18 protein-coding genes are annotated in these 23607 nt (G+C 41.9%); 11 read left to right on the top strand and 7 right to left on the bottom strand.

The features are described from left to right. The first annotated feature begins 322 nt into the window (after nt 1–322). Nucleotides 323–1132 (top strand): lysophospholipid acyltransferase family protein, encoded by an 810-nt coding sequence (locus tag E0H81_RS07560; protein WP_131317869.1) that lies wholly within the window; start codon nt 323–325, stop codon nt 1130–1132. A gap of 36 nt (nt 1133–1168) precedes the next feature. On the opposite strand, the gene E0H81_RS07555 is transcribed toward E0H81_RS07560, so the two are convergent. Then, complete coding sequence (locus E0H81_RS07555) at nt 1169–2803, bottom strand: phospholipase D family protein (protein ID WP_131317867.1); 1635 nt, start codon at nt 2801–2803, stop codon at nt 1169–1171. A 111-nt stretch (nt 2804–2914) separates the two neighbouring features. Here E0H81_RS07555 and E0H81_RS07550 point away from each other — a divergent pair, with 111 nt between their 5' ends. Next, the gene (locus E0H81_RS07550) at nt 2915–3925 is read left to right on the top strand and encodes a metallophosphoesterase (protein ID WP_131269331.1); all 1011 of its coding nucleotides are present in this window, start codon (nt 2915–2917) and stop codon (nt 3923–3925) included. An 87-nt stretch (nt 3926–4012) separates the two neighbouring features. Then, nucleotides 4013–4357, top strand: a complete 345-nt coding sequence (locus tag E0H81_RS07545; RefSeq protein WP_131317865.1) for a hypothetical protein — start codon at nt 4013–4015, stop codon at nt 4355–4357. Between the two features lie 57 nt (nt 4358–4414). On the opposite strand, the gene E0H81_RS07540 is transcribed toward E0H81_RS07545, so the two are convergent. Together E0H81_RS07540 and trhA are read right to left on the bottom strand one after the other, a co-directional pair. Then, a complete protein-coding gene (locus E0H81_RS07540) occupies nt 4415–5731 on the bottom strand; it encodes an MFS transporter (protein ID WP_131269329.1) in 1317 nt (438 codons plus the stop codon). Between the two features lie 144 nt (nt 5732–5875). Continuing rightward, nucleotides 5876–6517: a PAQR family membrane homeostasis protein TrhA gene (trhA, locus tag E0H81_RS07535; protein ID WP_131317863.1), complete on the bottom strand. Its 642-nt coding sequence runs from the start codon at nt 6515–6517 to the stop codon at nt 5876–5878. A gap of 102 nt (nt 6518–6619) precedes the next feature. Here trhA and E0H81_RS07530 point away from each other — a divergent pair, with 102 nt between their 5' ends. Together E0H81_RS07530 and E0H81_RS07525 are read left to right on the top strand one after the other, a co-directional pair. Continuing rightward, a complete protein-coding gene (locus E0H81_RS07530) occupies nt 6620–7846 on the top strand; it encodes a class I SAM-dependent methyltransferase (protein ID WP_131317861.1) in 1227 nt (408 codons plus the stop codon). A 66-nt stretch (nt 7847–7912) separates the two neighbouring features. Further along, entirely contained in the window at nt 7913–8344 is a 432-nt protein-coding gene (locus E0H81_RS07525) for a GNAT family N-acetyltransferase (protein WP_131317859.1), read from the top strand. A gap of 72 nt (nt 8345–8416) precedes the next feature. Here the strand turns inward: E0H81_RS07525 and E0H81_RS07520 are convergent, their stop codons facing one another. The 4 genes from E0H81_RS07520 to E0H81_RS07500 form a co-directional block, all read right to left on the bottom strand. Continuing rightward, nucleotides 8417–8740, bottom strand: coding sequence for a hypothetical protein (locus E0H81_RS07520; RefSeq protein ID WP_131317857.1), 324 nt, complete (start codon nt 8738–8740; stop codon nt 8417–8419). A 289-nt stretch (nt 8741–9029) separates the two neighbouring features. Further along, on the bottom strand, nt 9030–11165 hold the full coding sequence (locus tag E0H81_RS07515) for a 3-hydroxyacyl-CoA dehydrogenase NAD-binding domain-containing protein (protein WP_131317855.1): 2136 nt from the start codon (nt 11163–11165) through the stop codon (nt 9030–9032). Nucleotides 11166–11176: 11 nt separating this feature from the next. Further along, the gene (locus E0H81_RS07510) at nt 11177–12382 is read right to left on the bottom strand and encodes an acetyl-CoA C-acetyltransferase (protein WP_131317853.1); all 1206 of its coding nucleotides are present in this window, start codon (nt 12380–12382) and stop codon (nt 11177–11179) included. Between the two features lie 1026 nt (nt 12383–13408). Then, the gene (locus E0H81_RS07500) at nt 13409–14419 is read right to left on the bottom strand and encodes an AraC family transcriptional regulator (protein WP_131269321.1); all 1011 of its coding nucleotides are present in this window, start codon (nt 14417–14419) and stop codon (nt 13409–13411) included. A 210-nt stretch (nt 14420–14629) separates the two neighbouring features. Here E0H81_RS07500 and E0H81_RS07495 point away from each other — a divergent pair, with 210 nt between their 5' ends. The 6 genes from E0H81_RS07495 to E0H81_RS07470 all read left to right on the top strand — a co-directional run bounded on the left by E0H81_RS07495 (nt 14630) and on the right by E0H81_RS07470 (nt 23462). Further along, the gene (locus E0H81_RS07495; RefSeq protein WP_131317894.1) at nt 14630–15748 is read left to right on the top strand and encodes a CaiB/BaiF CoA transferase family protein; all 1119 of its coding nucleotides are present in this window, start codon (nt 14630–14632) and stop codon (nt 15746–15748) included. 141 nt (nt 15749–15889) lie between these two features. Next, the gene (locus E0H81_RS07490) at nt 15890–17155 is read left to right on the top strand and encodes a carbohydrate porin (RefSeq protein WP_131317849.1); all 1266 of its coding nucleotides are present in this window, start codon (nt 15890–15892) and stop codon (nt 17153–17155) included. Nucleotides 17156–17324: 169 nt separating this feature from the next. Further along, nucleotides 17325–19733: a glucose/quinate/shikimate family membrane-bound PQQ-dependent dehydrogenase gene (locus E0H81_RS07485; protein WP_131317847.1), complete on the top strand. Its 2409-nt coding sequence runs from the start codon at nt 17325–17327 to the stop codon at nt 19731–19733. A gap of 333 nt (nt 19734–20066) precedes the next feature. Next, the gene (locus E0H81_RS07480) at nt 20067–21710 is read left to right on the top strand and encodes a nitrite/sulfite reductase (protein WP_131317845.1); all 1644 of its coding nucleotides are present in this window, start codon (nt 20067–20069) and stop codon (nt 21708–21710) included. Beyond that, nucleotides 21703–22188, top strand: coding sequence for a DUF934 domain-containing protein (locus E0H81_RS07475; RefSeq protein ID WP_131269317.1), 486 nt, complete (start codon nt 21703–21705; stop codon nt 22186–22188). The genes E0H81_RS07480 and E0H81_RS07475 overlap by 8 nt, the downstream gene beginning before the upstream one ends. Nucleotides 22189–22475: 287 nt before the next feature. Beyond that, a complete protein-coding gene (locus E0H81_RS07470) occupies nt 22476–23462 on the top strand; it encodes a diaminopimelate dehydrogenase (protein ID WP_131317843.1) in 987 nt (328 codons plus the stop codon). Nucleotides 23463–23607: the final 145 nt, after the last annotated feature.

Raw genomic sequence — 23607 nt, 5'->3', positions numbered from 1 at the left:
AATACAGCAGGCTTGCTCAACTAAGCCAAAAAAACATTGAGTAAATCAAAATATCTGGCCCAAATCTAAGATTTATCATTTTTAAATTAATATTAAGATATTGATAGTATTTATTATTTTTTGATCAATTGGCTTGGTAAATGATAGCAGTCTATTCGTATAATTTTTGTTTTAGATTAACGTCTCGTGTTTATAGATTTTCCTCATTCCATTAAAAAAAGCAAAGTTCGGTTTTTATGATCAATGCAAGATCAAAATGAACAGTATAGAATGGCAGAAAATAAATGATGAAGACTGTGTCTGGTAAATTAGTGATTAATCTATGACTCAACCCTCTGTAACTGAAAGTTCGCCGTTAAATAGTATGTCTAAATTTTTCTTATATAGTAAAAAGTTATTGGCGGTTGTCGCTGCGATTGCACAAGGATTTTATCTGGTTTTTCGCCATCGTTTATATAAAGACCCGAATAATCCGTGTAATACACGTTATGTGCAGCATTTTTGCCGTAAGTTATGCCAAGTTTTTAATCTTGAAATTCAGATACATGGTGTAATTCCGCGTGAGCCGGCACTGTGGGTGAGCAATCACATTTCCTGGCTTGACGTTGCTGTTTTGGGTTCTGGTGCTCGGGTGTTCTTTTTAGCCAAAGCGGAAATTGAACAATGGCCATTACTTGGCAAACTGGCCAAGGGCGGTGGGACACTGTTTATTAAACGTGGTTCTGGCGATTCGGTTAAAATTAAACAGCAAATTACTGAATTTTTAAAACAGGATATTCCAGTATTGTTTTTCCCTGAAGCGACCACTTCAGATGGCTCAAGAATTAAAAAAATTTATGGACGGATTCTAGGTGCAGCCATTGAAGCCAATCGTCCCGTGCAAATATGCTTAATTTGTTATGTGAATCAACACGGACAACTGGATCTGGTGGCGCCGTTTATTAATGATATAAGCTTTGCCGACCACGTCAAAAAAGTCCTGGAAATGCCTAAAGTGAAAGCGCATTTAATGGCCTTGCCGGCAATCTCTCCTGAAGGGCATACGGTCGAAACGCTGACTCAAGAAGTTCAAGATAGAATGACTGAAGGCCTAACACGATTACATCAAAAAGTGATTAAAAGCCCAACTTGAACGCGCACTAAAAATCAATCCCAGACAAGTGAAGGCTTACATAAAGCCTTCGAGTGGCAACCACGAAATCACCTTAACGCCTGCTTTTTGCCACCATTTCATTTTCGGTTCTTTGTGATAAGTCTTGATGCTGCCATCATGACGTTTAATTTTCCAGTTGATTTTGTTGTTGGCATCTAGAACCAGTTTATACGCATATTTGGATAAATTTTGATCCATGGTTTGGTGCACGGATTTGGCTAAATTCGGGCTATCCAGCAATACGCCAATTTCCGTATTTAAATAGGCAGAACGTGGATCGAAATTGAAAGAACCAATGAAAACCTGCTTTTGATCAATCGCCATCAGTTTGGCATGCAGACTGGAACGGCTTAAACCCTTTAAACTGACCTTGGCCTTTGCTGCCAGTTCATCGGTATTGGCATTCAAGTTTTCAGTTTCCGGCGCAGACAGAAACTCATATAACTCGACATCATTCTTTAATAAATTCTTTCGATATTTGCCATAAAAAGCATGCACTAAAAACACATCATTGGCTGTGAAAGAGTTGGTGAGCACCCGCACATGAATATTATTTTGAGCCAGTTCACTCAGCATTTTTTCGCCCTTTTTTTCAGGGACGAAATAAGCTGAAATAATGTCAACGCTCTGTTCCGGTTTTTCTAGACGATTCAGCAGTTGAAAATTCAGATGTTGCTCTTTTTTGGCTTTTGCCCTGATTTTACTCGGTGAATCATTCACGATTTCAGCCTTGACCCAATCAAACTGGATACTACTGTTCAGCCATTTTTCAAAGGCATGTGAGCGGTTGGCTAAATCAAGATAGTTCTGAACGGTAATGGTTTGTGAATGTTGTTCCAGTTGCTGTTTTAGACTGTCGAAACGCAAGGAATAATGCCGAGGATTGACAATTTTCTGGACTGGAAATGCATAATCATCATTCCAGTATTCATCAAAAGAATGAATGATTTCATCGGATGCAGAGCCGACCAGCATCACATCGACATCAGAAAACTGATAACTGTCGCTGACGTTATAGTATTGGTTACTCATATTGCGACCACCGATTAAAGCAATCTGGTTGTCTGCAATAAAGCTTTTGTTATGCATGCGCCGGTTAATGCGTTTTAAATCCAGCACCATGTCCATGGCACGGTAATGCCGGAAACGGTAAGGGTTATAGAGTCTGACATCAATATTTTTATGCTGATCGAGTGCCAGATAAATGCCTTCCATCTTTTTGGCGTTATTGTCGTCCATCAATAAACGGACTTTTACACCGCGGTCTGCTGCTTGAATGATGGAATGCAGCGCCAGCGAGCCAATTTTATCGTTGTCCCAGATATAATATTGTAAATCTAGGGTTTTTTCTGCTTTATCAATAAGATGTATGCGTGCCGCGATAGCTTCTAGGGGGTCATATAAAACATGATAACCGGTAAGGTCGGGGTTTTGTTCTCTGAGCGGTAAAATGATTTGAGCCAATGAGGTTTGTTTGGTTTCGGTATCAAACGCATATTCAATCGGTTGCGGTGTTTGCTTGGGCAGGGTGGTGCATGCAGGAATCCCTACAATCAGGCTACAACTCAACAATACTGCAGATTTATAAGTAGAAGAGTGACGCAATTTACCAGTATCGAGTTGAGTTGTGGGGTGGGAAGATTGCGCCATAAGTTATAAACAATACCAAAATTGGGTTTGAGTATAATTGCCAGCTGTGAAAAGATAAATATTAGAATAGATGAATGATGTCATATCTTCGTTATTGCTAGAGAAATTATTATGTGGGATACAGACTCGGTCGTGTTTTATTTTTATATCATTTTTTTTGTGCTTGGATGTTGGGGTGTGGCACAAGCATGGCTCAGTCAAACGCGTACGGAAACCATTCATCCGTTTAAAGCTTTTGTCCATTTACTGGCATTTTATTTATCTTACTTACTGCTGCCTTTATTTTTCTTTAGCCTGTATGCCGGTTGGAGTGGCTATTACACTATTCACCAGGCTGTGTTTATCTTCCTGCTCAGTAGTGTGCTCATTTATGCACGCTTTATTGAACCGCATCATGTCTGCGTTAAGACCCTGCAATATCAGTTGAATCCCGAACAGAAAATGCAGCGTCCGGTCAAATTGGTGTTGATTGCCGATTTACATATCGGGCTATTTTCCGGGCATGAACGTCAACTGAAAATTATTGTCGAGAAGATCAATCAGCAGCAACCGGATCTGGTGGTCGTGGCCGGGGACTGGACCTATGAACCCGAAAACAAACTTGCCGATGAACTGGCCATTTTAAAACAGATTAATGCACCGGTTTATTCGGTCAATGGCAATCATGATGAACAATATCCCGGTCCTCCAATTCAGCAATTATTAAGACATGCCTTAAAGGTCAATGATGTGATTGATATTGAAGGGCAGATGGTGGAATTTGATGAATTTCGCTTATTGGGGGTAGGCGATTTATGGGCAGGTAAAACCGATATGCGCTATATGCCTGACTTGCCTCAAGACAAGCCCTGGGTTATTTTATCGCATAATCCTGACACGGTGGATATGGTGCCAAAGTTACCCACACATCCATTAATGCTGTCTGGACATACCCATGGCGGACAAGTTGAGCTGCCCTGGTTGACCAATTACATCATGAAAAAAGTTTCTATACTGGGACATAAGAAAGGTTTGTATCAGCATGAAAATGCGGATGTGTTTGTCACGGTTGGAACAGGAATGGTCGGTGTACCGTTTCGTTTTCGGGTGCCGCCAACGATTGATGTCATTGAGCTGATTTAAATGTTCAAGATCGATTGCTGGAACAATTTTTGACATACCCTAAAACAAGATTGATTTATAACAATGAGAATACAACAGGAGAAGAGTATGTCTTTTTCAGAAGAGGTCGGTCAGTTTTTTGCTTTAACAGCGGCTCAATCGGCACAGCTTGAAGCCGGTTTGATTGCTTTAGAGCAGGCTTTTCAGCAAGCCGAAAGCGATGTAGTCAATACGCCTGCATTTGCCAGCAGGTTTTATCAAAAGTTTCAGCAACTGATTAGGGCATTTGCGATTGATGAAAATCATGTAGAAGCTTTTCTGGAGCATTTATATGCAACGGAAAGATACCGTCAACTGGTGACTTACATTGTTCCAAGTTATTACACTGCCGGTGGCGATCGAAAGGTGTTTGAAGAGCTGTATCAGGAAATGTTAAGCGATGAACAGATCTGAAAAAACAGCATAAAAAAACCAGCGTCATCACGCTGGTTTTTTTATTATTTGATGAAATTAAACTTGGTTGTTTACGTCATCATTTTTGGTTTCACGCATCGCCAGGAAAGCAAGAAGTGAAAGGATGGATGCAGCCGTCAAGTAATAACCTACCGCTTGTAAACCATAAGTGGTTGCAAGTTTAGTGGCAATCAGGGGTGCAAAAGATGCCCCAAAAATACCAGCAAGGTTAAAGGTTAATGCAGAACCAGTGTAACGAACTGAAGTCGGGAAGAGTTCAGAAAGTACAGTACCAATTGGGCCATAGGTTAAGCCCATGATCGCTAAACCAGTACATAAGAATAAGAACACGACAATGGTGCTGCCAGACTCAAGCATGCTTGCGAACACTAAACCGAATAACGCTGAAGCGATACATACGCCAATTGAAGTTGCCTTACGACCAAATTTCTCGGCAAAAACTGCAGAAAGGGGAATGAATGCAGCAAAACACAGGGTAGCAACCAATTGCAATTGCAGGAATTCAGCGCGGGTATAACCGAGCTTGGTTGTGCCCCAGTTTAATGCGAATACTGTGGTCAAATAGAACACCACAAAGGTACAAATCGCAGCAATGGTACCCAGAATGAGCATGCGCCAGTGTTTGGTCATGACTTCTTTAAATGGAATAGTTACTTCTTTTTGCTTGTCCAAGACTTTCTGGAATGCCGGGGTTTCATGTAGTTTTAAACGAATCCATAAACCGACAATCACCAATAATGCACTTGAGATAAACGGAATGCGCCAGCCCCATTGCATAAAGTCTGCTTCAGACATAAATGCACCTAGGGTCAAGAATGAACCTGTGGCCAAGATAAAGCCGATGGGTGCGCCCAGTTGCGGGAACATGCCATACCAGGCACGTTTGCCTTCAGGCGCATTTTCAGTGGCAAGAAGAACCGCACCACTCCATTCGCCACCAAGACCAAGCCCTTGTCCTAAACGACAAAGTGCAAGCAATAATGGGGCAACAATACCAATCTGTGCATAGGTTGGAAGTAAGCCAATACACACGGTTGAAATACCCATGGTGAGTAATGCAGCAACCAGTGTGGCTTTTCGACCAATACGGTCACCCAGATGTCCGAATAAGGCAGCACCAATTGGACGGGCAATAAAGGCAATAGCAAAGGTTGCTAAAGACTGAATAGTTGCAGTCGTTGGATCTGTACTTGCAGGGAAGAACAAATGAGGAAAAATAAGAACTGCCGCTGTTGCGTAAATATAAAAATCGAAAAATTCGATTGTTGTACCAACAAGACTCGCAGTGAGTACGCGGAATTTTGAGTTTGTAGCTACTTCTTCCGAAGCAGGAATAGAATTTGATGACGCCATGAGAAACCTTACACTTACTAAAAATAAAAAAGATTAGTTTTAAAAGCGTAATCTTTTTAAAAAAGGCGTAATTTCTTAAAAAAATACGAAATACCGGCTCATGTCCACGGATTTAGGGTTACTAAAAAATGCAGAAGTAGAGGGTTATATCACGTAAAGACAGATCGCTAAGAAATGTGATCCAGCGCCAATCAATACAAAAACATGCCAGATAGCATGCGTATATCTTACTCTTTTTAAGGCATAAAACAATGCACCAATGGTGTACGCAAGTCCACCAATGACAAGATAGGTTAATGCTTGATCGCTTAAAAAGCGTTGCATATCATCCATTACCAGTAGTGCAAGCCATCCCATCACCAGATAAGCGATGAGGGAAATCTTTTGGAAACGATGAATGAAAACTAACTTGAATAATGTACCAATGACAGCAATCACCCACAGTGCAATTAACAGGTACTGTGCTTTTGCCGTTGGAAGTGCGATAGACAAGAAGGGGGTATAGGTTCCGGCAATCAGATAATAAATTGCGGTGTGATCCAGTTTTTTGTACCAACCGCGACGTTGTGGCGATTCGGCATAGTGATATAAGCTTGAAGCGGCAAAAAGCAAGATCAGGCTCAATGCATAGACACATAGGCCAATAAACTGTCCTAGCGGTAAATAACTGCCTTTCACCAGCATGAAAATACTGGCAATGGCTGCTAAAACTGCGCCAAGTGCATGACTAATCGCATTTATTTTTTCTTCATGTGGATCGTAGCTCTGCAAGTTAGATGTGCTCATCGCTTATTTTCTATAATTAAAAATACACTTGTATAGTAATGAAGTTTTACCTTTAAAGTAAGAAGTTTTACACTGACCACTTAATTTACTCGAGTGATCTGTATGTCTCAATTGGCTTCTCCTTTTATTCAGGAACAACAATTCTTAGATGCTTTTCAGCAAGCCATTGAAACACAAAGTTTTGATCGAATGATTCTTAGCCAGTATAAAGGTGAACTTGAAAATCTGGAGAAAATGACCTTGCGAGTCATTTCACTGCAAGGGCAACCTGTTTTAAGTTGCCTGTATCGTTATAAGACTCAGGACGTCACCAAGAACTATCCTTTAGCAGAAGCCAGCCAGCTCGTTCAAGACCTATTGGCCCAGTGTAAACAAGCCAATCTGTTGACTACTGAAGAAGAGCTGCAGCTCAAAAAGAACAAGAAAAAAGCCATGCTGACGGTGAGTAAAAATAAATCCGCAGCCAAGACACAAAATTTAGAAAATCAGCAGGGGCATGACCGCACTAAACATCGCTATGTCGATCAGGACAGTTATTTTTTACAGCCTTTAGGTATTACTGATGCCAAGGCGCAAATTATTCCCAGCATGGCGCGTAAATGGAAACAGATTAATAAATTTGTAGAAATTTTCTCGGGTGCTTTGGATCAAATTACACCGCAAGATCATGCTTTGCGCGTGGTCGATTTTGGTTCGGGTAAGGGTTATCTCACTTTTGCCTTATACGATTATCTGGAAAAGCAGGGTCAAATGCCCTTTGTCACCGGTGTGGAGCTAAATCCGAAAATGGTGGAGTTTTGCCAGCAGGTGGCTGAAAAATCCCAATTTACCCAACTGGATTTTTTCCAGGGCGATGTACGCACCTATCAACCCGAACACCTGGATGTGATGATCGCTTTGCATGCCTGTGATGTGGCGACCGACTTTGCCATTCACACCGGTATTCGTTTAAATGCACAAATGATTATGTGCGCGCCGTGTTGTCACAAGGAATTGCGTCCACAGCTCAAAAGTCCGGAAGTGCTGAAACCGATGCTGCAATTTGGCATTCATTTGGGTCAACAGGCGGAAATGCTCACCGATACCATTCGCGCTTTATTGCTTAAAGCCTATGGCTATGAAACCAAAGTATTCGAGTTTGTGGCTTTGGAACATACCAGTAAAAACAAGATGATCTTGGCGACCAAACGTAAAGATTATCAACAGCCCGATCAGGCAGTGTTGGCTCAGATCCAAGCGCTAAAAGAGATGTATGGCATTCAAAAGCATTCACTTGAATTGTTGCTCAATAACCAGTGGGATCAGCAGGATATTGGCTGCAAGTGCTAACTTAAACCAGTTTAAAATAGATGAGGCAGTCGTAAGGCTGCCTTATTTTTAGGAAGATAATTTTTGATGAGCCAATTTAGCATATGCACAGGTCGCTGGGATGAATTGCAAAATGATGCAAAACTGATTCGTGAGCAGGTGTTTATTCAGGAACAGCAGATTGCGGTTGCAGATGAATGGGATGCTGAAGATGCCATATCCGTGCATTTCGTGGTTTACGATCAAGATCAGCCGATTGCCACAGCGCGATTGTTAAAAAATAACAGCGTCGGGCGTGTGGCGGTGCTGAAATCGCATCGCGGCTTAGGCATTGGAAAACTGCTGATGCAACAGATTATTCAGCAAGCCAAACATCAACAGCGCGAATTTTTAAAATTGTCTTCACAAGTACATGCCATTCAGTTTTATGCAGGCTTGGGTTTTAACGTTGAAGGGGAGCAATATCTGGATTGCGGTATTCCACATGTTGATATGCGATTGTTATTTGCGAGTGCTTAGCTGTTAAATTTTCAATTTTAAAGAAATAAAAGCCACTATAAAAGTGGCTTTTTATTTTTATGAAGCTAAGAATTAATGACCCTGCTCATGTTCAGCTGATTTTTCAGCTTCTGTCATTGCAGCATGTTCTTCTGCCAACATTTGTTGATGATCTTCCACTGTTGCAGAGTCCGCTTGCTTCTGCTTTTTAGCTTCTGCCAAAGCATCTTCAGACATTGCCGGTGCATTTTTAAATGCATGCTGCTGGGTATTTTTTTGCTGTTGGCTCGGCATGTAATCTGGTTCATTGCTTACGGCAAGATAGAAAAACCCCATGAAAAAAGCACTTAAAATAAAGGCAATAATGAGCGCTTTCCAGCCCCAAGGGGATTTTTCAGGAGAAGAATTGTCAGTCATGAGAAAATACCAAAATGGATAAAAATAAATCGGAATCTATGTAACTTTATAACACAGAATAGAATGAAAGCCGACTCATAAGTGATTAAACCCTTCATTTAAATAAGGGATTAAAATTAATTTTAAGAGTTGGATATTTATTTGAATAAGGTCAAAGTTTATATCAGTGTTAGGCAAGGGCTTAAAAATGGACAGGTATTTTTAATGCTCAAAAACAATCCTTAAATGCATGAACGCCCTGATCTTCGATAAAAAGTAAGGGCGTTCATGCTTTATCGCACAATTGTGATTATGAAATTTTCTCGCCAGAGTGCACTTTATCTTTCAGCAGTTGCGGTGCTTTAAAACGTTCACCATATTTGGCTTCAAGTGTGTTGGCACGGATCAAGGCTTTTTCCAGACCATATTGATTCAGATACTGTATGGCACCCCCTGTCCATGGCGCAAAGCCAATTCCAAAGATCGAGCCGACATTGGCGTCCACAACCGACTCCAACACGCCTTCTTCATAGCAGCGCAAAGTATCCAGCGCCTGAACAAAAAGAAAACGGTCAATCATTTCCTGTTCGGAAATATCAACATCTTTTTTCCAGTGGCTTAAACCCGCCCATAAATATTTTTTACCCCCTTCAGGATATTCATAGAAACCCGCACCCGCAGCTTTACCTTTACGGTTAAATTGATGAATCATGCTTTCAATCACATCATTTGCAGCCGAACGTGGCAGGTCTTTGCCTTCAGCTTGCAGGGCTTTACGTGTCTCGGCAGCCACATGTTCAGACAAAGTCAAAGACACTTCATCCTGAATAGCAAGGGGGCCAACAGGCATACCGGCTTTGAGCGCTGCCATTTCAATCTTGGCAGGATGAACCCCTTCAGCAAGCAGTCGTAAACCTTCTTGCACAAAAGTCCCAAAGACACGACTGGTGAAGAAGCCACGGCTGTCATTGACCACAATTGGGGTTTTACCAATTTGTTGTACGAAGTCAAAAGCTTTAGCCAAAGTTTCAGCTGAGGTGTTTTTACCTTTGATGATTTCTACCAATTGCATCTTATCGACTGGGCTAAAGAAATGCAGACCAATGAAATGGCTCTCATCTTTAGAAGCTTTCGCAAGTCCCGTAATCGGTAAGGTAGACGTATTCGATGCAAAAATGCCATTACCCGATAAATAGCTTTCAGCTTCCTGGGTGACTTTGGCTTTCAGTTCCGGATTTTCAAACACCGCTTCAATCATCAGGTCACAACCTTGTAAATCTTCTGCAGAAGCGGTTGCAGTAATCAGTGCTAAAACTTGATCGCGTTTTTCAGTGCTTAAACGGCCTTGAGCAACTTTTTTATCCAGCAGCTTTTGGCTGTAGGCTTTGCCTTTTTCAGCAGCCTCGAGAGATACATCTTTTAGCATGACTTGTATGCCTTTCGATGCAGTGACATAAGCAATCCCAGCACCCATCATGCCTGCACCTAAAATACCGACTTTAGTGGCTTTCCATTTGGCAATGTCTTTCGGGCGACTGGCACCTGATTTAATCGCGTTCAGACCATGCCAGAACGTGCCAATCATATTTTTGGAAATCTGACTGGTGGCAAGGTAGGTGAAATAACGAGATTCAATGGTCAGTGCGGTATCGACATCGACCTGCGCACCTTCAACGGCTGCGGACATAATCGCTTCAGGGGCAGGGTAACAACCTTTGGTTTTGTCACGCAGCATGGCTGGTGCAATCGCAAGCACTTGAGCAACAGCAGGGGTTTTTGGATCACCACCTGGAATTTTATAGCCTTTCACATCAAAGGGTTGTTGCGAGATAGGATTGGCTTTGACCCAGGCAATGGCTTTGTCTAAAAGTTCTTGCTCAGTTTCCACAATATCGTGAATTAAGCCCAAAGATTTGGCTTTATCGACAGAAAATTGTTTGCCTTCCATCAACAGTGGAAAGGCATTTTGCAAACCGAGTAGTCTTACAGTACGCACGATCCCGCCACCGCCGGGCAATAATCCTAAAGTCACTTCAGGTAAGCCAAATTTCGCTTTCGGGTCATTCAGTGCAATACGATGGTGACAACACAAAGCCAGTTCCCAGCCACCACCGAGCGCCGTGCCATTGAGTGCAGCAACCACCGGAATACCACGTGTTTCGATATAACGCAGTTTGGCTTTCATCTCTTCAATCATGTTGAAGAATGCTGTGGCATACTCCGGCTCTGCCTCAATCAGTTCATCCAGGTCGCCACCAGCAAAAAAGGTTTTTTTCGCTGAACGGAAAATAATCCCTGAAATTTCTGCATCTGCCTGTAGTCTGGAAACTGTATCTTCCAGTGCGACACGGAAATCTGCGTTCATGGTATTGGCAGATTGGTTTGGAGAATCTAAAGTTAAAATGACGATATTGTCCGCATTTTTTTCATATTGAATTGCGCTCATTGTTATTCTCCTTATACCAATTCAATAATGGTTGCGATGCCCATACCACCACCGACACATAACGTAGCCAAGCCACGTTTTTTGCCTTGACGTTCCAGTTCATCCAGCAGCGTTCCCAGAATCATCGCACCAGTTGCACCCAAGGGATGACCCATGGCAATTGCACCACCATTGACATTGACTTTAGCCGAGTCAACCTTCAGTTCGGTAATAAAGCGCATCACCACGGCAGCAAAGGCTTCATTGACTTCAAACAGGTCGATGTCGTCAATCGTTAGACCGGCTTTTTCCAAGGCTTTACGCGCTGCAGGAACAGGACCGGTCAACATGATGGTTGGATCAGATCCGACCAGTGCCGTAGCTAAAACTTTGGCACGCGGTTTTAAACCCTGTTCTTTCACCGCTTTTTCTGAGGCAATTAAAACAACAGCTGCACCATCGACAATGCCGGATGAGTTTCCTGCATGATGTACGTGATTGATTTGCCCGACTTCTGGATATTTTTGCAGGGCAATCGCATCGAAGCCCATTTGTCCCATCATGGCAAAACTTGGATTGAGCTTGGCTAAACTCTCAGCCGTAGTCGTAGGCTTAATAAATTCATCTTGAGCTAAAATGGTCACGCCAGCTTTGTCTTTGACAGGCACAATCGATTGATTGAAATAACCTTTAGCTTGAGCTGCGGCAGCTTTCTTTTGCGAGTTTTCGGCAAAAGTATCGACATCTGCGCGACTATAACCATCAATGGTCGCAATCAGGTCAGCACCAATGCCTTGCGGGACAAATTCGCAGGCCATATTGGTTTCCGGATCCAGTGCCCAAGGACCGCCATCCGACCCCATCGGCACACGCGACATCGATTCAACCCCACCCGCCACCACAATATCTTCCCAACCGGAACGGACTTTCATGGCCGCCATATTCACGGCTTCAAGTCCGGAGGCACAGAAACGGTTAATCTGTACGCCTGCCACATCATTGTCCCAACCTGCAGCAATCGCGGCCGTTTTGGCAATATCAGCGCCTTGATCACCAATCGGGGTTACACAGCCCAGCACAATGTCATCGACTTTGGAGGTGTCGAGTTGGTGACGATCTTTTAGTTCATTGAGTAAGGTGGTGAGTAGGGTGATCGGTTTCACTTGATGCAGTGAACCGTCTTTTTTTCCTTTTCCGCGTGGTGTGCGAATGGCATCAATGATGTAGGCCTCGCTCATAGCTGTTCCTTTGTTATGACTTTTAAATTGTTATACTTTTCGAGTGTAATGATTAATTTTTGAAGTGCAATGACGAGAACGGATCAGATCAAATGAGTTTTTTTGCCAATTTTCGGCCATAAAAAAGCCCAGACATTTGAATCTGGGCGGAGGGACTACAATGAATCTAAATCATTAGGTCAAACGAGACATAGCTTGTCATTAGCATGATAATCCATATCAGTATCTTAGTTTTTTTAACGAACCATAATGACATCATATTGCGACCCAACCGATGTCATTATGAGTGTAAGACGACTCAAGCTGTATCATTTTTCGATAAAGGATTTTTTAGGCTCAAGATCTTTAAGTGGGTTCTAACAAATGTCTTTCATATAACAGCCATTACGTTAAATAGGAGTGGAATATAGCCTCTAATGAACGAAAAAGTTCCAAATCCATCTAAAAATATTGCCAACGCTATTAGGAAATAAATAGCCTATAACGAAACAGGAAATTACTGTAAAAATGACAATTTTAGCTGAGCTAATCGTAAGACTTAGATATAGAGATGAATAGATTGCTAGTCCTAGACCTAAAATGATCCCACCTACAGAGTAGTACAATGCTGTGATGAAACATTCTGAATTATCCATTATTGCCCCAAAATTCTAATTATTTTAAAAAAGATAGTACGGCTGTTTAGAAGTAAATAATAGAAGACTCAACTTTCTGCTGGAAAGCCATGAAGCATCCATTGTATGCCCCACAAAATAGCTATGATTAAAACAACTGAAACAATATTTTTAAGCTCTGGATTCTAAAGCTAAAGAGCAGCATTTTCTTTATTTTTCATGTTCCATAATGACAATTAAATATTTTAATTATTTAACTCTTTCGATAATCCTTCTGAAAATTACAACTGATTAAAATCTAGAAAATATTAATTTTTAAAAAGTCGGTGTTATAAAAATCTCGTCCACTATTGAGGATTTTTTATGACAAACGATGAGTCATCTAATGACAAACAATGAGTCCCATGACGGATTAATGATAGCCGTGTAATTGGCGATACAGTCCCGGTGTAACTCCCGTCCATTTCTTGAATGCACGGTGGAAAGTACTGGTTTCACTGAAACCGACTTGTTGTGCTACATCTTCTAGGGTTAAGCCCGGGTTGAGTAAAAGATGAATCGCAGCATCACGGCGTAATGCATCTTTAACCCCTTGATAGCTTTTACCTTCAGCAGCCAAACGACGACGTAAAGTCTGCGGAGACAAGTACAGCATAGAGGCCACATCATTTAAGGTTGGCATTTCTTCACCAATCTGGCTCTTGAGGACTTCACGAATACGTGAGGTTAAAGAGTTGGTGTTTTTGAATTTGACCAGCAATTGAGCCGGTGCAGCTTTTAAGAATTCTTCCAGATTTTCTTCAGTTTGACGAAGCGGTAAATCCAGATAATCGGCTGCAAAGGTAATTTCGGTACGTGGTGCATCAAACTGCATCACCGGTGCGAAGAACAGTGCATCGTATTCATCGGCATGGGCAGGGCGTGGATAGCCAAAGTGTACACGTTCCAATGGAATACGACGTTCAATCAGCCAAGATGCCAAACCGTGCCAAATCATCAGCATACTTTCAGTAATGAAATGATCGGGATCCATGCTTTTTGGAATGAGCGGAACAAGGCGTGCTTCATGTTTGTCACGTTCCAGTGTTACCGACCATTCATCGCCAAACAGTTTATAAAACTGTGATGAAAGCTCCAAAGCATCGCCTAGAGTTTTCGCGTGAATAATCAACTGACACATAATGGCGAAAGTGCCCAAACGTCGCGGTTGAACATCGAAGCCGACATGTTCGTCCTGGGTCACCATCCACAACATTTTAATAAAGCGTGTGTATTGTTCTGGAGAGATACGCGCTTTAGGCTGGCGTAGTAATTCTGCCTCTATACCGACATGCGACAATAGAGTTTCGACGTCCATTCCTAGACGCTTCACGCCTGTTAGAGCCGCATTCACGAAATGGATACTAATCGTATCGCGGCTCATGTTAAATCCTTCAGTCTCTTTTGTATTCACTTGCTGTTGACCTAAATGACGCTAAAAAGTGTTTGGGTGGCAATTTACAATAGATGTTTTACCTTATTTACATCTTAAATTGCCGAAATGATCAAGGTAAATGGCTGAACATGACATTGTTTCATTGCATTTATATTTCTAAGATGGGTGAAAAATCAACATAAAGTGAGTAAAAAGAATATGGACGGTGCTTTAAAAGGATTAAAAGTTCTCGATTTTTCCACGCTTTTGCCTGGACCATTCGCCACCTTATATTTGGCTGACATGGGTGCAGAAGTCATCCATGTGGAATCGCCAACACGTCCGGATTTAATCCGTTTACTCCCGCCGTATGCCAATGGACAAGCGACTGCGCACACTTATTTGAACCGGAATAAGCAGTCCATCGCCCTGGATTTAAAAGATCCTGAAAATATTGCCACCATTAAGCAGAAAATTTCTGAATTCGACATTGTGATTGAGCAGTTTAGACCTGGAGTCATGCAAAGGCTGGGTTTGGACTATGCAACCCTGGCCAAAATTAATCCGCGATTGATTTATTGTTCCATTACCGGTTATGGGCAAACCGGACTTTATAAAGATAAAGCCGGTCATGACATCAATTATCTGGCACTTTCTGGAATTGCAGGACATAGTGGTCGACAAGACAGTGGTCCACCGCCAATGGGCATTCAAATTGCAGATGTTGCGGGAGGCTCTTTTCATGCAGTGATTGGAATTTTATCTGCGGTGATTGAACGGCAACGCAGCGGGCAGGGTCAATATATTGATATTTCAATGACCGACTGTGTGGTAACCATGAATAATATGGCTGCTGCAGCATCCTTGGCAGGGAAAACTCAACAATATGCTGAAAAAGGGCATTTGAATGGTGGAACTTTTTATGATTATTACCAGACCCAAGATGGCCGCTACTTATCTGTCGGGAGTTTAGAGCCTCAATTTATGTCTGGCTTGGCCACGATTTTGGAACTTCCGGTACTTTTAGAAAAAGGCGCTTCTTTTGATGAGGCAGATCGGCAACTGGTTAAGCAGGCCATTCAGGACAAAATAAAATCTAAAGCTTTTGCTGAGTGGCAGGCAATTTTCGCAATGCACGACGTTTGTGTTGAACCGGTCATGCATTTGGATGAGGCGCTTGATTCGGAACTTGCGCAGCAACGACAATGGACAGTCGAGGTGCCTTTAGATACAAATTCAGAACAGACAGAGCAACAGTTAAGCTGTCCAATTAAGTTTTCCCGGTCAAAAAATGTCTATAACTTCGCTGGACAGCGACTTGGAAAAGGAAAGTGGTGATCATTTTTTTCTTCTTTTTTATCAAACGGTTAAAAATATTTAATTGATGGGATAGAAGATTGTGAAGAAAAAATTGACCAATTTCACAAAAAACAGGCGTAATATATACAAAATACATATAAATATATCATGGTTTCTTATATGCACTTTTCTCCTAAAGCCAAGGCGGTTTCTGTTGCATTAACTGCCTTCTTATCTAGTGTTTCTGCAGCACATGCAAATGATGCATTTAGTGCGGAAAGCCCGTGGATGCTCGGTGACTGGAATGGTCAGCGTACTGCATTGCAAAATCAAGGCTACGATTTTAGCTTCGGTTATACCGGTGAAATGGCCACTTTACTTGATGCAAAATATGCCTCAAGTCATGGAACTGAATACGCAGACCAGTTTGCAATTGGTGCGCACTTAGACTTAGAAAAGATTGCTGGCTGGAAAGATACCGAAGCTCAAATTACCGTGACTGAACGGAATGGCCGTAACCTATCAAACACTTCTGATGCTTTAAATGGTCAATCTACTGGTGTGGAAAATGGCCATTTAAGTTCTGCACAAGAAGTGTGGGGCCGTGGTCAGACTTGGCGTCTAACTGATTTCTGGATCAAGAAAAAATTCTTGGAGCAGAAATTAGATGTAAAAGTCGGTCGTTTTGGTGAAGGTGAAGACTTCAATAGCTTTGACTGTGATTTCCAGAACCTGGCGCTTTGTGGTTCACAAGTGGGCAACTGGGTTGGCGATCAGTGGTACAACTGGCCTGTAAGCCAGTGGGCTGCACGTGTGAAATATAACGTCACTCCAGAAGTTTATGCGCAAGTCGGCGTATATGAATACAACCCTGAGAATTTAGAAAGCGGTAAAGGCTTTAACTTAAGCACAGATGGTTCAAAAGGTGCGATTATTCCTGCAGAAGTGGTTTGGACGCCGAAAGTCGGTACTGAAAAACTTCCGGGCGAATATCGTGCCGGTTATTACTACAGCACTGCTGATGCAGAAGTAATTAGTAATAATGATCAAAAAGATCATCATCAAGGTGGTTGGGTTGTTGCGAAACAACAATTGACTGCACATAAAGGTGACGCTTCTCGTGGTTTAACCGGTTTTGTGAATTTAACGGTTCATGATTCTGAAACCAACAATGTGAGTGATATGCAAAACATGGGCCTTGTTTATAAAGGTGCTATGGATTCTCGCCCTAAAGACGAAATTGCCGTCGGTGTTGCACGTATCAACATGAACGATGATCTGAATGATCAACGTAGTGAAGAAATTGATGCAGAAATCTATTACGGTTTACATGCAACCAATTGGTTAACGATCCGTCCAAACGTTCAATATATTCGTCATGTCGGCGCGTATAAGAATGGCGAAAATGCGTGGGTTGGCGGAATCAAGTTCCAAACTGCATTCTAAGGTTCATACAGCGTCTTAAAAAATTGAGAGGTCATCACCCACTGTGATTACCTCTAATTTTTTTTAAAGAGGCTGGTTTTTGTAACTCATGTACATACGGTTAATCAAAAGGGTTATGAAGAATCTTTTTGATTAACCATACTAAAAATCAAAGATTAAGGTGGTTAATATGAGTCATCCATCTACAGCAACAGGAATGCGTACATTTAGCGTCATTATTTTGGCGATATTTGCGTTAATCCTGCTGATAGGCGGTATCTGGCTAGCTGTGCTAGGCGGGTCAATTTATTACATCGTTGCCGGTTTATTATTATTGGTAACAGCGGTTCTTCTTAAGAAATCGAATTCGAAAGCATTTTGGGTTTATGCCGCACTAATGCTGGGTACGGTCATTTGGGGTGTTTGGGAAGCAGGTACTGACTTTTGGGCACTTGCACCACGTTTCGATATCTTGGGTTTACTGGGTTTATGGCTGTTGATTCCTGCGGTTTCTCGCGGGATCAGCGATGCTAAAACAGGTAAAATTGCATTGTCTGGTACTTTGATCATTGCCATTGTTGTGATGATTTATTCAATTTTTAATGACCCACAAGAAATTCATGGTGAAATTAAAACTGAACAGCCTAAACAAGCGCAAGCCACTACTGGCGTAGCGCCTGAAGACTGGCCAGCTTATGGTCGTACTCAAGCGGGTGTGCGTTATTCTCCTTTAAATCAAATTAACAGCGACAACGTTAAAGATTTAGAAGTTGCCTGGACCTTCCGTACCGGCGAAATGAAAACTGAGAATGACTCGGGCGAAACCACCAATCAGGTGACTCCAATTAAAATTGGCAACAACATGTTTATGTGTACGACACATCAACGTCTGATTGCGCTTGATCCTGCTACAGGTAAGGAAAAATGGAGTTTCGATCCGAAGTTAAAAGCTGATAATACCTTCCAGCATTTAACCTGTCGTGGTGTGTCTTATTTTGATGCAGGCAACACTGTTCAATTTGAAAAAAGTTTAGAAAGCAAAAAATCAAGCTCTGCACTTTGTCCACGTAAAGTCATTCTTCCTGTGAATGATGGCCGTCTTGTCGCAATCAATGCAGACAATGGTCAACGTTGTACCGACTTTGGTAAAAATGGTGAAGTTGATCTTCAAAAAGACATGCCATTCCCATATCCAGGCGGTTATGTACCGACTTCACCTCCAGTTATTACCGGTACGACTATCATTATTGGTGGTTCAACCACAGATAACTATTCTACTGAAGAACCTTCTGGTGTGATCCGTGGTTATGATGTCAATACCGGTGAACTGCTTTGGGTATTTGATACTGGCGCAGAAGATCCAAATCTAATCCCAGCTCCTGGTCAAAAATATGTTCAAAACTCACCAAATGCCTGGGCACCATTGGCTTACGATGAAAAATTAGACATCGTTTATGTACCAACTGGTGTAGGTACTCCAGATATCTGGGGCGGGAATCGTACTGAGCTTGCCGAGCGTTATGCAAACTCAATGCTTGCACTGAATGCGTCTACAGGTAAGTTGATTTGGGACTTCCAAACTACACATCACGATTTGTGGGATATGGACGTACCATCACAACCTTCTTTAGCTGACATCAAAGACAAATCTGGCAACATTGTTCCTGCAATTTATGTGTTGACTAAAACAGGGAATGCCTTTGTTTTAGACCGTCGTACAGGTGAAGCAATTGTTCCGATTACTGAGAAACCAGTTCCACAAACGGTGAAACGTGGTCCGCAAACCAAAGGTGAGCGTTATTCACCCACTCAACCGTTCTCTGATTTCGATCTTGCACCACAAGATAAATTAACTGACAAACAAATGTGGGGTGCAACCATGTTTGACCAGTTGATGTGTCGTGTTTACTTCAAATCGTTGAACTATGATGGCATTTATACACCACCTTCTGAAAACGGTACTTTAGTGTTCCCAGGTAACTTGGGGGTGTTTGAATGGGGCGGTATGTCTGTCAACCAAGACCGTCAAGTTGCAGTGATGAATCCAATTGGTTTGCCATTTGTGACTAAACTTATTCCTGCAGATCCAAACCGTAAACAAACTGCCAAAGGTGCAGGTACGGAAGCTGGTGTTCAACCGATGTACGGCGTGCCTTACGGTGTAGAGATTAAAGCGTTCTTGTCACCACTGGGTTTACCTTGTAAACAACCGGCTTGGGGCTTTGTAGCGGGTGTTGATCTTAATACACATGACGTGGTTTGGAAAAAACGTATCGGTACAATCCGCGACAGCTTGCCGAACCTGTTCCAGTTGCCAGCAGTTAAAATTGGTGTTCCTGGCTTAGGTGGTTCAATTTCTACAGCGGGTAACGTGATGTTCGTTGCTGGTACTCAGGATAACTATATCCGTGCCTTCAATGTGACCAATGGTGATCAATTGTGGGAAGGCCGTTTACCCGCAGGTGGACAGGCGACTCCAATGACCTATGAAATTAACGGTAAACAGTACATTGTGATTATGGCCGGAGGTCATGGTTCATTTGGTACTAAAATGGGTGACTATTTAGTAGCCTATGCTTTGCCTGATCAAAAGAAATAATCATTAAAATTAAAAAAGCCTGATTCGTCAGGCTTTTTTATTGCGTAAATTTAATCATTTTTAAACTCTAATTTTTTTTTCATCTAAAAATAGATCTCTTTAAGTGCGAAGGTTTTCAGATTTATTCTTCATATGAAAAATAATGCTAAGCAAGTGAAAACAACATCAAATCTGATTAAAAGCAGCAGAATTTGGCTGTAACTGGCTATATCAGTGAAATCCAGACATGCTTATCAATAAAACCGCTATTAAATATGTAAAAAACGCATTTTGTTGATAGTTTAAATCTCGTTATGCTGTCAGCCGTTATAATGAACCTACTAGCTGTACGCCATGTATTTATATACTGATTTCGATCAGCAACTGATCAATGAACGTGTTGCACAGTTCCGTGACCAAACGGAACGTTATTTAGCGGGTAAATTGACGGAAGATGAATACCGTCCGCTACGTCTCCAAAACGGTTTATACGTGCAACGCTATGCGCCAATGTTACGTATTGCTGTGCCTTATGGTCTGATGAACTCGAACCAGCTTCGTAAAATTTCGGATTTGGCTAAAGAATATGACCGTGGTTATGCACATGTATCAACACGTCAAAATATTCAGTTTAACTGGCCTGCACTAGAAAATGTGCCTGACATGTTGGCAGAGCTTGCAACTGTACAAATGCATGCCATTCAAACATCGGGTAACTGTATTCGTAATACTACAACTGACCAGTATGCAGGTGTGGTTGCCGGTGAAATTGCTGACCCGCGTCCAACCTGTGAATTGATTCGTCAATGGTCAACCTTCCACCCGGAATTTGCTTTCCTGCCGCGTAAATTTAAAATTGCGGTATCTGCTCTGGCTGAAACAGACCGTGCAGCAGTTTCATTCCATGATATCGGTGTGTATATCGTGAAAAATGAAGCAGGCGAGATCGGCTATAAAATTAAAGTCGGTGGCGGTTTGGGCCGTACCCCAGTGATTGGCAGCTTTATTCGTGACTTCTTGCCACGTGAAGACTTAATTGCTTATTTAGAAGCAGTTTTACGTGTGTACAACTTGCATGGTCGCCGTGACAACAAATATAAAGCACGTATTAAAATTTTGGTGAAAGCTTTAACGCCTGCAGTATTTGCTGAAAAAGTTGAAGCTGAATTTGCCCATACCATTCAGACTTTGAAAATTCAGCCTGAAATCTTGAAAAAACTGGATGAAGAATTCACGCCATTTGATTATCAAGATTATGCAGATGAAGATTTCTCTGAACAGTTTGCTGCGCATCCAAAATTCAAGCAATGGTTCAACATCAACACCAATGCACATAAAGTCAAAGGCTATCGTATTGTTACGATTTCACTGAAACGTGCCGGTATTGCCCCTGGTGATATGAGCGTTGAAGAAATGAATTTGATTGCAGATCTTGCAGACAAATATACCTTTGGTGAACTTCGTACCACACACGAACAGAATATTTCATTGGTTGATGTGCCGCAAAAAGACCTGTTTGAATTGTGGACTATTCTTGAAAAGAACAACCTGGCACGTGCACATATTGGTTTCTTAACCGACATCATTTGCTGCCCGGGCGGTGACTTTTGTTCATTGGCAAATGCGAAATCGATTCCAATTTCTGAAGCGATCTCACGCCGTTTTGATGATCTGGATACCGTATATAACCTCGGTCACATCGACTTGAATATTTCAGGTTGTATGAATGCCTGCGGTCATCACCATGTCGGTAATATCGGTATTTTAGGTGTTGATAAAAAAGGCGCTGAATTCTACCAAATCACGCTTGGTGGTAATGCCGATCATGATGCTTCAATCGGTGACATCTTAGGGCCATCATTTGCAGCAGACCGTGTACCGGATGTGATCGAAGAGATTCTGAATACTTATCTTGATTTGCGTGCTGACGGTGAAGAATTTATCGAAACCTACCGTCGTGTTGGCATTCAACCATTCAAGGAGCGTGCATATGCTTAATACCGCACTACAAGTGCTCTCTAAAGATGGCACGATTACAGACAATACCTATCAATTGATGGGTGAAGATGGCGTATTACCGCAAGGTGACGTGGTTTTAACGGTTGAACAGTTAGATCAAATTGCCAATGTTTCAGGTAAAAAAGCGCTTTACATCACTGTAGATGCATCTCCTGAAGTCAATGAATTTCCGCTGGATCAGCTTGATGCAATCTTTATTGAGTTTGCAGGCTTTAATGATGGCCGTGGCTATTCATTTGCAGCGCTTTTACGCCGCCAAGGTTATCAGGGTGAGCTTCGCGCAACTGGCGATATTTTTAAAGATGTACTGAATTATTTAAAACGTTCAGGCTTCGATACTTTCGTGGTTAAAGAAGGTAAAGATATTCAGGAAGCTGCTGCGGGTTTAAATGATTTTAAAAATCCGTATCAGGCATCGACTGCGGTTGCACAGGCACGTTATCAAACCGGTGCTTAATCCCAGTGTTAAGTGCCTTCTTTGAAAATAATTAGCTACTTATTTTCAAATAAAAAGCCTGCTCTGCAGGCTTTTTATTTGCTTTAAATTTAATGAGCTGATTGTTTTTTAACTATTTTGAATGCTTTAATTTGGTGCAAAGTGCGGTAGTATAAGTGCGCTTATGCTTATAGTGACTCGGTGCGAGTGCTATTTTTAGAGTATAGAAAATGAATCAACAGGACGATTTTAAATAGATTGCCCTCTGATTTATTTTTAATTTTTTCATGATGAAGTGACTTGTCTTTATGCAAAATTCTATCCGTATTGGTATTGCTGGTTATGGTAACTTAGGTCGTGGCGTTGAAACAGCCATTCAAAAAAATCCTGATTTAACCCTGGTTGGTATTTTTACTCGCCGCGCACCTGAAACGGTATCTCCTTGCTTCACAGCAACTCAAGTATTCCACATGGACTCACTTACAGATTTCCAAGATAAAATTGATGTATTGATTTTATGTGGTGGTTCAAAAGATGATTTACCGCAACAAGGTCCAGTTTTAGCCAGTCAGTTTAATATTGTCGATAGTTTTGATACCCATGCACGTATTCCTGAATATTATGCTGCGGTAGATGCACCTGCGACAGCAAACAACAAAACTGCCATGATTTCGATTGGTTGGGATCCTGGTATGTTCTCGATTAACCGTTTATTTGGCGAAGTACTGTTGCCAGATGGTGAAACCTATACCTTCTGGGGTAAAGGCTTAAGTCAAGGTCACTCAGATGCAATTCGCCGTGTGGATGGTGTGAAAGCTGGTGTTCAATATACAATTCCATCAAATGATGCGATGGATCAAGTGCGTAGTGGCACGCGTCCAAATTTAAGCACTAAAGAGAAACATACACGTGAGTGCTATGTGGTACTTGAAGAGGGCGCAGATGCTGCAGTAGTAGAGCAAACGATTGTGACAATGCCCAATTATTTTGCTGACTATGACACGACAGTGAGTTTCATTGATGAGGCAACTTTGGCAAAAGACCATCAACGCATGCCGCATGGTGGTTTTGTGATTCGCAGTGGCAACACCAGTGATGCACATAAACAAGTACTTGAATTTTCATTGAAGCTGGAAAGTAATCCAGAATTCACAGCCAGTATTTTGGTTGCTTATGCACGAGCAACCTATCGTCTGAACCAAATGGGGCAGTACGGTGCGAAAACGGCATTTGATGTGGCACCCGGTTTATTGTCAATGAAATCGCCTGAGCAACTTCGTAAGGAAATTCTCTAAGGGGCGATGGTTCAGCAAGAAAGTTGAGATATTCCTTTGTTGAACTCAATGGTTTGATTTGAGATATAGAAAAGCCTCCGATTGGAGGCTTTTCTATAGAATGATGCTTATGGTTGTAAGAGAGTGTTTCCCTGGTTTAAAGGGA

The organism is Acinetobacter terrestris, assembly GCF_004331155.1.
GTDB classification, from domain to species: Bacteria; Pseudomonadota; Gammaproteobacteria; order Pseudomonadales; family Moraxellaceae; genus Acinetobacter; species Acinetobacter terrestris.
Note: the sequence above shows the minus strand (reverse complement) of the source record. Positions and strands in the feature narration are given on the sequence as shown.